The 9,863-nt window shown below is 61.6% G+C and carries 8 protein-coding genes and 1 pseudogene; 5 read left to right on the top strand and 4 right to left on the bottom strand.

Translation table 11 applies throughout. From position 1 onward, the window contains the following. Positions 1-217: 217 nt before the first annotated feature. Positions 218-3,187: a Tn3 family transposase gene (locus F4U95_RS22595; protein ID WP_150426870.1), complete on the bottom strand. Its 2,970-nt coding sequence runs from the start codon at positions 3,185-3,187 to the stop codon at positions 218-220. Positions 3,188-3,327: 140 nt separating this feature from the next. Here F4U95_RS22595 and F4U95_RS22590 point away from each other — a divergent pair. From F4U95_RS22590 to F4U95_RS22575, 4 genes and pseudogenes are all read left to right on the top strand, one after another. Further along, positions 3,328-3,981: pseudogene (locus F4U95_RS22590) on the top strand (site-specific integrase); the annotation flags it as partial. A gap of 102 nt (positions 3,982-4,083) precedes the next feature. Beyond that, the gene (locus F4U95_RS22585; RefSeq protein ID WP_021243461.1) at positions 4,084-4,359 is read left to right on the top strand and encodes a metal/formaldehyde-sensitive transcriptional repressor; all 276 of its coding nucleotides are present in this window, start codon (positions 4,084-4,086) and stop codon (positions 4,357-4,359) included. Positions 4,360-4,369: 10 nt separating this feature from the next. Continuing rightward, entirely contained in the window at positions 4,370-5,293 is a 924-nt protein-coding gene (dmeF, locus tag F4U95_RS22580; protein WP_021243460.1) for a CDF family Co(II)/Ni(II) efflux transporter DmeF, read from the top strand. A 25-nt stretch (positions 5,294-5,318) separates the two neighbouring features. Next, a complete protein-coding gene (locus tag F4U95_RS22575) occupies positions 5,319-5,486 on the top strand; it encodes a DUF1289 domain-containing protein (protein ID WP_081659631.1) in 168 nt (55 codons plus the stop codon). Between the two features lie 28 nt (positions 5,487-5,514). Here the strand turns inward: F4U95_RS22575 and cueR are convergent, their stop codons facing one another. From cueR to F4U95_RS22560, 3 genes are all read right to left on the bottom strand, one after another. Next, entirely contained in the window at positions 5,515-5,901 is a 387-nt protein-coding gene (gene cueR / locus F4U95_RS22570; protein WP_021243459.1) for a Cu(I)-responsive transcriptional regulator, read from the bottom strand. Continuing rightward, positions 5,898-8,192 carry a heavy metal translocating P-type ATPase gene (locus F4U95_RS22565; RefSeq protein ID WP_051187041.1) on the bottom strand — a complete coding sequence of 765 codons (2,295 nt, stop codon included), beginning with the start codon at positions 8,190-8,192 and terminating at the stop codon, positions 5,898-5,900. The genes cueR and F4U95_RS22565 overlap by 4 nt, the downstream gene beginning before the upstream one ends. A gap of 178 nt (positions 8,193-8,370) precedes the next feature. Then, positions 8,371-9,399: an NAD(P)/FAD-dependent oxidoreductase gene (locus tag F4U95_RS22560; protein WP_243692778.1), complete on the bottom strand. Its 1,029-nt coding sequence runs from the start codon at positions 9,397-9,399 to the stop codon at positions 8,371-8,373. Positions 9,400-9,571: 172 nt separating this feature from the next. Between F4U95_RS22560 and F4U95_RS22555 the strand changes: the two genes are divergently transcribed. After that, the gene (locus F4U95_RS22555; RefSeq protein ID WP_021243456.1) at positions 9,572-9,844 is read left to right on the top strand and encodes a flagellar biosynthetic protein FliQ; all 273 of its coding nucleotides are present in this window, start codon (positions 9,572-9,574) and stop codon (positions 9,842-9,844) included. Positions 9,845-9,863 lie beyond the last annotated feature (19 nt).

The raw sequence follows: 9,863 nt of genomic DNA, 5'->3' as shown, positions 1-9,863 counted from the left end.
AGCACCGCTACATGCAGATCGAGGGCATGGCCGCCCTTGCCACACCAATGATCGAGGAGGCACAGCCGCTACAGATTACACCCAAGGCCGCCTGAAAATGCAGCCCAGTGGCCACACCCGATTTTACACCACATTGACGGACGCGACCGAAGCCTACGAGGCCTCACCTCAAGATTTGTTCGCCAGACAACGCTAAGCTGGAAATACTGAGAACATCCTAGGCGACGAGCCGAAGTCTGCCGTTCGGGTCGTGGAGTGCTCGGTACCCGCGGTTGCCGCTGAAAGATGCATCTTCCCAAAGGTAGTCACCTGTGAGGCCGATATGCGACCAACCCAGAGGTGAGACGTGCGCTAGCAGTGTTTCGTCGATCTCAATTCCCGAGTACCGCAGGTGATCGGCGGCCCGGCCGAGATAGAGGGCATTCCAGTATGCAATGGCGGCGATGAGCAAGTTGAGCCCAGATGCGCGGTATTGCTGGTTCTCAAGAGTTCGATCGGTGAACCGGCCGTGGCGGTTGGTGTAGACGGCGTCTGCCAGAGCGTGCCGGGCCTCTCCCTTGTTCAATCCGGCTTGGCAGGCGCGGCGCAAATCCGGCTGTTCCAGCCAGTCGAGCGTGAACAACGTCCGCTCGATGCGGCCAAGTTCGCGAAGGGCAAGGTCAAGCTTGTTCTGCCGGCGATAGGCGGAAAGCTTGCGCAGGATGATAGATGGAGCAACAGTTCCTTCCCGAATTGAGGCGGCCATTCGGACGAGATCATCCCACTCTGCCTCAATGGTGCCGACCTTGATCGCCTGGCCGAACAGACATTCGATGCCTTTGTAGTTTGCACCGGATACGATGGTTCCGAGCCGCCGGTCTGCAAGATCACGCATTCGAGGGACGAAACGGAACCCGAGCAGGTGGCACAGGCCAAAGACGTGATCCGACGCACCGCCGGTATCGGTATACAGCTCCTTCAGAGGCAATTCGCGGGCCCCTAGCATCAGGCCGTCGAGCACGTATGGGGCTTCGTTTGCGGTGGCAGACATGATGCGCGAACTGAACGAGGCAAAATGGTCGGAAAGGTGCGAGTAAATTTTGATACCTGGCTCGTGACCGTATTTTGCGTTGATCTCGGCTGCGCCCGATCGGATCCGGCCGGTGCGGAAGAACTGGCCGTCGGATGATGCACTGACACCTTCGCCCCAGTTTCGCGCGAACGGGAGGCGGTGATGTTCGCGCACAATCTGGGCCAGAGCAGCCTCGTAGTTATCGGGCGAGATATACCAGTTCTGGGTCCAGGCGAGCTGCGCATATGTGACGCCCTGGCTGGCGTTGGCCATGCGTTCGACGCCGAGATTCGTACCATCCGCCAGAATGGCGGCGAGCACGGCAGCGGGCTTATCGTGCTCCTTGCCCGAGCGGACATCCCGAAATGCAGAGAGAAATCCGGTACGTTCAGCGACTTCGAGCAGGAGTTCGGTAATTCGGACGCGCGGGAGTAGGGCATCGAGTTTGCGGTCAAGAGCTTCCGCTTCTGGTGGAGTCGCCGCTTGCAGCGGAACGACTTTCAGCTTTTCGCGAACGAGCGTCACGCCAGGCAAGCGGCCGGTCCGCAGCTGATGCGCGAAGTGACGCAATCGCCGATCAAGTTCGGCGCTCTTATGAGCCAGATACTCTCCGGAATTCACGTTGATCGGCAGTTCGGAGATTGCCGATTGTGCGGCCTTGCGGGGGAGCAGATAGGCGTCGAAACGCTGGTAAGCCCGCGTTCCTTCGACCCAGACATCGCCCGCTCGCAGTTTATCTCGAAGTGTCGCCAGCACGGCCGTCTCGTAGCGCGGACGGCTGACCTTTCCTCCCTCCATTATCAATTTGGACCAATGCCGATTGGAAAAGGGCATCGGCGGGTTTGCTGGCAACTGCGTACCCCAACTGCCGTTGGCCTGCTTGAGGAGATCGAGAGCGGAGAGCAGGTTGGTCCCGCTGCCCGAGGCCTTGAACGTGAATGTGTCGAGGAAGTTGCGGGAGAACCGGCGCAGTGTAGCGTATCGCTCGGTTGCAAGAACCAGAGTGTCCTCCTGAGCGAGATCCGCCAAGGCATCGACGTGCGGACGGGCTGCCATCAGGCGATGCCAGCCCACCATCTCATCGACCAGGACCAGCGGATCGCCGCCAGTTTCCTCTGCCATATCCAGCGCCGCGATCGTTGCACCAAACAGTCGCATGAGCTTGCCGACCGAAGGTGCTGTGTCCTGATAGCGGCGTTCCTGGCCACGCTTGGCTCGGGTGAACAGCCCGCCAATGAGGCGCTCGAACATCAGGATTGCGGCATCTGCAAGCTTGACCTCGAGATTGACGACCGCGGCTGCCAGCGTCGCTCTGCGGCGATTGTGGGAATAGTCGGCCAACAGAAACGGCGGAGCGACGCTGCCCTCGCGCACGAATTGGCCAAAGCGGAAGCCCGTGGTTGCTAGGCTGATTGCCGGTTCAATCCCGAGATCACGTATGAACCGCAGCCGCTTGAGAAGCGCATTCATGTTCTTGGTTGACGGAGATCCGGGCATATCCCGCAACCAAGCCAGCGGCGTCATACCAAGGGCTGGGTCATTGATCAGGAGTGCGTCGAGCAACTCCAATGTACTGCCGCCCAGTTCGGCGACGATTTCCGATGCTGCGCGCTTACGAGCGCGTGCTCTCCCGGCAAGCCCGGCCCGCTCGAGGGTGTCGGGCGGGGGCAGAATAAAGCGCTCCGCCTTCAGGTTATCCATCAAGGATCTGGCAATTGTTTCTCCGCGGTCACTGCGCATGGCTGCACGGGCTGCAAGTTCAATAGCGTGGGCAACATCCGCGCGTGTGAACGGCCTAAGACCGAGGTAATCAGCGGCAATTGAGCTGTGGTCGGTTCGCGTTTGCGGACGTTGGCCATAGGCACCGTATGTGCCCGGAGCGACGCCAAGCTGCGCAGACAGGTAGTTGAGTATAGCATCGGGGGTGTCCGAGTTCGTGCGCAGCCCAAACCCAGGATGCCGCAGTAAGGCAAGGTGAGCAGCAATACCGAGCCGATTAACGGGGCCTCGTCGCTTTCCGATGATATCCAGGTCTTCGACCGTCAGCGTGTAGTTCCTGATGATCGAGAAGTGGTCGGTTCTTGGTAGGAATAGCCGCTCGCGCTCTTCCCGCGTCAGTAAATTGCGCCGCGCCATGTTGTACCCCGCCTGAGTCGGAATGACCCCCCAATCGGTCAGGCTAGACCCGCGCAATGGGGCAGGCATGCAAAAAGGTTATTGCAGAGTTTCAGAGACATCTCCGGCTTAGCGTTGTCTGGCGAACGAACCTTGAGGTGCCCCCTGATACGGGGCTGCGCGCCTCCGAGTTGGTGGCGATCGCGGTTGAGCACATTGTCGAGGCGCTCGATCCCGAGGCGCGGCTTCTCACGATACAGCGCAGCAAGGGCGACCAGGAAGGGGAGGGGGCGACCGCGTACCTGTCGCCGCGCTCGGTGCGCGCGATTGCGGCCTGGACGCAATCCGCAGGGATATCCTCTGGTCCGCTGTTTCGCCGCGTCCAGGTGCGGCGCTACAAGGCGCGAGCAGCGGTGAAGGGGCGTCGAATCGATAGTATCTCAAGCCGCGAAACCTGGGATCTACGCAAGACGCTCTCTAAGCCGGCGGTGCCGGCCCGGTTGGAGTTTGATGTCGGCAGTGTTGCCCTGCATCCCGGGTCGATCGGACCGATCTACCGGTCGATCATCCAGCGGGCGTTCGATCGCGGGGCTCTGAGCGATCTCACCGCCGACGATCTCGCGCGACTGCTCAAGGGGGTCAGCGCGCATTCGACACGCGTGGGGCTCAACCAGGACCTGTTCGCAAGCGGCGAGGATCTCGCCGGAATCATGGATGCGCTGCGCTGGAAGAGCCCGCGCATGCCGCTTGCCTACAATCGCAATCTTGCTGCCGAGGCGGGCGCAGCCGGGCGTTTGCTCAATAAATTGGCCTGACTGGTAAGCCGACTATCTGTCCAATCGCGAACTCGCCTAGGCGGCTCGGGGGCCTGAGACTGCTCTGGCTATCACCAACGAGATAGGGTAGGGGGGTATGCTATGGGACATTTGACCGAAGGCAGTGATGAGCTCCTGAAGCGCGTGCGACGTATCGCCGGGCAGGTCACGGCGATCGAGAAAGCGCTGACCGCCAACGCCGATTGCACGACGACTCTGCATCTCGTTGCAGCGGCGCGCGGCGCCATGAACGGGCTGATGGACGAGATTATTGAAGAGCATGTCCGAGCCCATGTGGCGGACCCCGACCTCACGGCCGAAGATCGTGCCGCGGGAGCAGACGAATTGATCGCGGTCATACGCCGCTACGCGAAATAAGGCTGAGATCATGACGACGTCCCGCGATATTGACGCCTTTGTGCACGACCATGTGTATCTGGGGGCCTCTCACGACGACAACGCTCGTCGGACGCTGTGGGTGGTGGTGCTGACGGCTGTGATGATGATCGGCGAGATTTTCGCCGGCTATGTCACCGGATCGATGGCGCTGCTGGCCGATGGCTTCCATATGGCAACGCATGCTGGCGCGTTGAGTGTCGCAGCGATTGCTTATGCCTATGCCAAGCAGCATGCATCGAACCGGCGGTTCAGCTTCGGAACAGGCAAGGTCGGCGACTTGGCGGGCTTCGCCTCGGCGCTGGTGCTGGGCCTGATCGCCCTGGGGATCGGGATTGAATCGATCCTTCGGCTGTTCGAGCCCATAAAGGTTGCCTTCGGCGAGGCGACCCTGATTGCCGTCGTTGGGCTTGGCGTGAATATCCTCAGCGCCTTCCTGCTGTCGGGCAGCCACCACCACCATCATGGGCATGACGATCATGCCCACGACCATCATGCCCATGGCGGCGACAACAATCTCCGCTCGGCGTATGTGCATGTCCTCGCCGACGCTCTCACATCGGTATTGGCAATCGCGGCCCTTCTGGCAGGCCGCTACCTTGGCTGGGTGTGGATGGACCCCGTCATGGGGATCGTGGGAGCCGTCGTAATCGCCCGCTGGTCCTGGAGCCTGATGCGAGATACCGCCTCAGTCCTCCTCGACTCGACCGACAGCCATGTTGCCGAGGAAATACAGGATCTCGTTGAAGGGCCAGGCGATGTGCGTATTGCCGATCTGCATGTCTGGCGTGTCGGTCCCGAGGCCCATGCCGCCATCGTCGGAGTGGTCGGCAGTGCGGGGATCAATGCAGGCGTGATCCGCGACCGGCTCGTGCCGGTCCATGAGTTGAAGCACCTAACAGTCGAATGCCACTGACGAGGTTGCTGTTAAGTCGCCGTGCATAGACCTGTGCCGTTTCGATGGCACGACCGGGTGGTGTCGAGGGTGCGGTAGGTCCAAACCCGAATGCCGGGCATGGAAGAAGGCGCAGCCTCAACAGCAACGCAAGATTGCTGCCGATCTTCCGCGCCGGCTCGCGAAACTGGCGGGTCGCGAGTTGCAGAAATGAGCGCGAAGGCCCCGCGCGAAGACTAGATTCAAGATTCCAGATGCGTCAGGATCGGACATTCCGGCCGATTGTTACCGTGACAGCTCCTCGCCAGATCCATCAGCGCTGCTCGCATCGCATTAAGCGCGTCCGCCTTGCGGCCAAGGTCGGCTGCGCGGGACTCTGCCAGTGCCTTGACCTCGGCACTGGCGCGGGCCCGATCGGACCATAGATCAAGCAGCTTTCGGATTTCTTCGATTGGAAAGCCGAGGTCGCGGGCATTGGCTATGAACCGAAGTCGATGCACATCGGCATCCGAGTAGTCGCGATACCCACTATCCCGCCGCGCCGCCGACGGGATCAGGCCGATTTTCTCGTAATGGCGGATCATCCGCTGAGAGACCCCGCTCGCGTCCGATGCCGCGCCGATGTTCACAATTCCACCCGGTTGAGCCGCAATGCGTTCGTCACGACGCTGACGGAGGACAGTGCCATCGCGGCCGCCGCGATGATCGGCGAGAGCAGGATGCCGAAGATCGGGTAGAGCAGCCCCGCAGCGATCGGGACCCCGGCAGCGTTGTAGATGAAAGCGAAGAACAGGTTCTGGCGGATGTTGGACATCGTTGCTTCGCTCAAACGGCGCGCACGAACGATGCCGTTCAAGTCGCCCTTCAGCAGGGTGACGCCGGCGCTTTCGATTGCGACATCGGTGCCCGAGCCCATCGCAATGCCGACATCGGCGACGGCGAGCGCGGGCGCGTCATTAACTCCGTCGCCTGCCATGGCCACGATGCGCCCCTCAGCTTTCAATCGCGAGACCACATCGCTTTTCTGATCCGGCAACACTTCGGCTTCGACATCATCGATTCCAAGTTTCCGCCCGACCGCTTGTGCTGTTGTGCGATTGTCGCCCGTCAGCATGACAACCCGGATGCCCTCCTTGCGAAGCGCCGCGATAGCCTCAGCCGTCGTTTCTTTGATTGCATCGGCAATGGCAAGGATGCCGGCGGCCTGTCCGTCGATCCCGATGAAGATGGCGGTCGCGCCGTCTTGGCGCAGCTCATCCGCCTGCGGCTCAAGGGCGCGAACCTCGATCCCGTTTTCTGACAGGAAGCCGGCATTGCCCAGCGTGATGCGCTTGCCATCGACCGTGCCGATCGCTCCCTTGCCGGTTGGGGAATCAAAGTCGGTGACCTCGGGGAGCGCAATCCCCCTATCCTTGGCGGCGGCGACCACGGCCAGCGCCAGCGGATGTTCCGATGCCCGCTCCACGCCGGCGGCAAGCCGCAGCAGCTCGGTCTCCTCATAGCTTGTCGCGGGAACGATGCGGGTAACCGACGGCCGGCCCTCGGTCAGCGTGCCGGTCTTGTCGACGACCAGTGTGTCGATCTTCTCCATCCGCTCCAGCGCTTCGGCATTCTTGATCAGCACGCCGAGCCCTGCACCCCGGCCGATGCCGACCATGATCGACATCGGCGTCGCCAGCCCCAAGGCGCAGGGGCAGGCGATGATGAGGACAGCGACAGCGGCGATCAGGCCATGGGCCAGACGCGGCTCTGGTCCCCAGATTCCCCACACGCCAAAGGCAATGAGCGCGATCAGCAGGACCGCGGGCACGAACCATCCCGCGACCTGATCGGCCAGGCGCTGGATGGGTGCCCGCGAACGCTGGGCGTCAGCGACCATCTGGACAATACGCGCCAACATCGTGTCGCGTCCGACCTTCTCCGCGCGAATGACGAGGGCGCCGCTTTGGTTGATCGTTCCGCCGATGACCGCATCGCCCAGCGCCTTTGTGACCGGCATCGACTCGCCCGTCACCATCGACTCGTCGAGCGAGGATCGGCCGTCTTCGACCTTGCCATCGACGGGTACTTTTTCGCCGGGCCGCACACGGAGACGATCACCGACGGCCACCTGCTCGAGCGAGACCTCCTCATCATCCCCGTCGGCGCCAATGCGGCGCGCGGTCTTGGGCGCGAGGTTGAGTAGCGCCTTAATTGCGCCCGAAGTCCGCTCGCGGGCGCGCAGCTCGAGCACCTGCCCCAGCAGCACGAGCACGGTAATGACGGCGGCGGCTTCGAAATAGATCGCGACCGTCCCGTCCATCATCCGAAACGCTGCCGGGAATACCGACGGGGCGATGGTTGCCACCACGCTGTAGGCCCAGGCCACGCCCGTGCCCATCGCGATCAGGGTGAACATATTGAGGTTCCGTGTCCGCACGGACGCCCACCCACGTTCAAAGAATGGCCAACCCGCCCAGAGCACGACCGGGGTAGCCAGCGCAAACTGAAGCCAACCAGATAGTTGGGGCGGTACAAGATTGTGCAGCGCCGGGAAGAGGTGGCTGCCCATCTCCAGGACAAACACCGGGATGGTGAGCAGCAAGGCGATCCAGAAACGCCGGGACATATCCAGAAGTTCACCGCTCGGCCCAGTGTCTGCCGTCACAAGTTCCGGCTCAAGGGCCATGCCGCAGATCGGGCATGGCCCGGGATGATCCTGGCGGACCTCCGGGTGCATGGGGCAGGTCCAGATTGCGCCCGGTTGAGCGGTTGCCGCCTCCTTCTCACCCTCGGACAGGTAGCGCTCCGGGTCAGCGACAAACTTCGTGCGGCAACCCGCGCTGCAGAAATGATAGTCCTCGCCGTCATGCGAGGCATGATGTGACGTTCCCGTCGGATCAACCATCATCCCGCAAACCGGATCTTTGACCGTTTTCACGTCCGTGCCGCCACCGTGCTTGCCGGCGCAGCAGCTATGGGCGCCCGAATTGCTAGCTGGAACAGGATCAGTCACAGGCTCGTCTCCTTATCGACGAAATGCAATCTGGGGTCTGACATCGTGTCAGGGTCAAGCCCGACATGCATATATTTTTGATGGCTGATTCTGCGCTGGCGTCTCAGCCGGGCAACAGATTGTGGATCGCCGTTGCAGCCTTGGCGGCCTGACCGGCCGCAACAGCAATTTGATCCAGCCCTTCGACCATGTCGCCAGCAGCGAACAGGCCGCTGACCGTCGTTTGTTGATGCTCGTCGACGACAATGCACCCTGCCTGGTCCAGTTTCGCACCGGCCATGTGCGCGAGTTCCGAGCGAGGGGAGGTTCCGAGGGCAACATAAAGGGTGTCGAAGCGAAGCGATCGGCCATCGGTCAATTGAGCGATCAGATCCTTTCCATCGATCGACAAATCTCGGACAGGGGCGCGTTCGACCGCGATACCGCTTCGAGCCAGATCTGCCTCTTCGGCCTCCGACAGTTGCGAGCCGTCCTGCGCGAGCAAGGTGACGGTGTCGCTATAGTGCCGCACGAACACAGACTCGGCGGCGCCATGGTCTGAGCACCCCAGCACGGCCACCCGCTTGCCGCGTACCTCATAGCCGTCACAGATCGGGCAATAGCGTATCAGACCTTGCACGAGGCCTCGATCATGCGTTTCCAGCGCCATTCGCGGACGATGATTTCTCACGCCTTGGGCAAGCAATATCGTGCGGGTATTGACGGCCTCGACACCTGTAGTGACCAGGAAGCCCGTCCGGGTCTGTACAATCCCATTGGCTAAACCATCGGAGAGCTTCGCGCCGTAACGCAGGGCATGCCGGCGCATCCGCGACAGCAGATCGTCGCCCGATATGCCGTCTGGAAAACCCATCAGGTTGTGCGTGGCTGGAATGGAGGACGCGCGGCCGTCGCCGGCATCGATGACCAGCGTAGAACGCAGAAACCGGCCCAGATAGGTGGCTGCTGTCAGCCCTGCCGGGCCACCGCCTATGATGACGCAATCGTACATGCGAGCCTTTCGCTGACCTCGGCCGTCACTGATATTACGCGGTACGATGCCTCTTCCCTCGAACAGAGACACGCTCTTCCAAAAAAAGATCGGGTCGTGAGGGGTAAACGCCAGCGCTGCGTAAATTGAGATGAAGCCCATCGCCTGGCAGGATGGACAGCCGAGGTGCCCACGGGTCGCAGCGTGGCGCCGGGGCGAGCGGATGTGGGGAAGACGGATTGGAATCAACCGATCGCGCTCCGTGTCGCTCGCCCCGCAACAAAGGTTGCAGCATCACGGGCAGGGGCGTCAGCATCATAGTCGGGTGGGAGCAATGGAGACCTACAGCCCTTTCTCGGCCTCGATGGGCCAGGCGCTTTGGGTGATCATGATCGTCGCTGGCCCCCCGCTGATAATCATGTTGGTGGTGGGGCTGATTATCTCAATGATCCAGGCTGCTACATCGATCAACGAACAGACCGTGAGCTTCGTCCCCAAGCTCCTGACGTTCATCTTGTTCCCCGCGCTTTACGGGGCAACCGCTGGCGATCTCCTGATCGACTATACCCGTGACCTGCTGACGCATATTCCGGACGATATCAAATAATGAGGACCGATTTTCATTC

Source organism: Sphingobium limneticum (assembly GCF_008710165.1).
Classification (GTDB): Bacteria; Pseudomonadota; Alphaproteobacteria; order Sphingomonadales; family Sphingomonadaceae; genus Sphingobium; species Sphingobium limneticum.
Note: the sequence above shows the minus strand (reverse complement) of the source record. Positions and strands in the feature narration are given on the sequence as shown.

Bases quoted from the DNA above. Each gene is read 5' to 3' on its own strand.
- F4U95_RS22595 (WP_150426870.1), bottom strand. From the start codon at position 3,187: ATGGCGCGGCGCAATTTACTGACGCGGGAAGAGCGCGAGCGGCTATTC.
- F4U95_RS22585 (WP_021243461.1), top strand. From the start codon at position 4,084: ATGGGACATTTGACCGAAGGCAGTGATGAGCTCCTGAAGCGCGTGCGA.
- dmeF (WP_021243460.1), top strand. From the start codon at position 4,370: ATGACGACGTCCCGCGATATTGACGCCTTTGTGCACGACCATGTGTAT.
- F4U95_RS22560 (WP_243692778.1), bottom strand. From the start codon at position 9,399: ATGGGCTTCATCTCAATTTACGCAGCGCTGGCGTTTACCCCTCACGAC.
- F4U95_RS22555 (WP_021243456.1), top strand. From the start codon at position 9,572: ATGGAGACCTACAGCCCTTTCTCGGCCTCGATGGGCCAGGCGCTTTGG.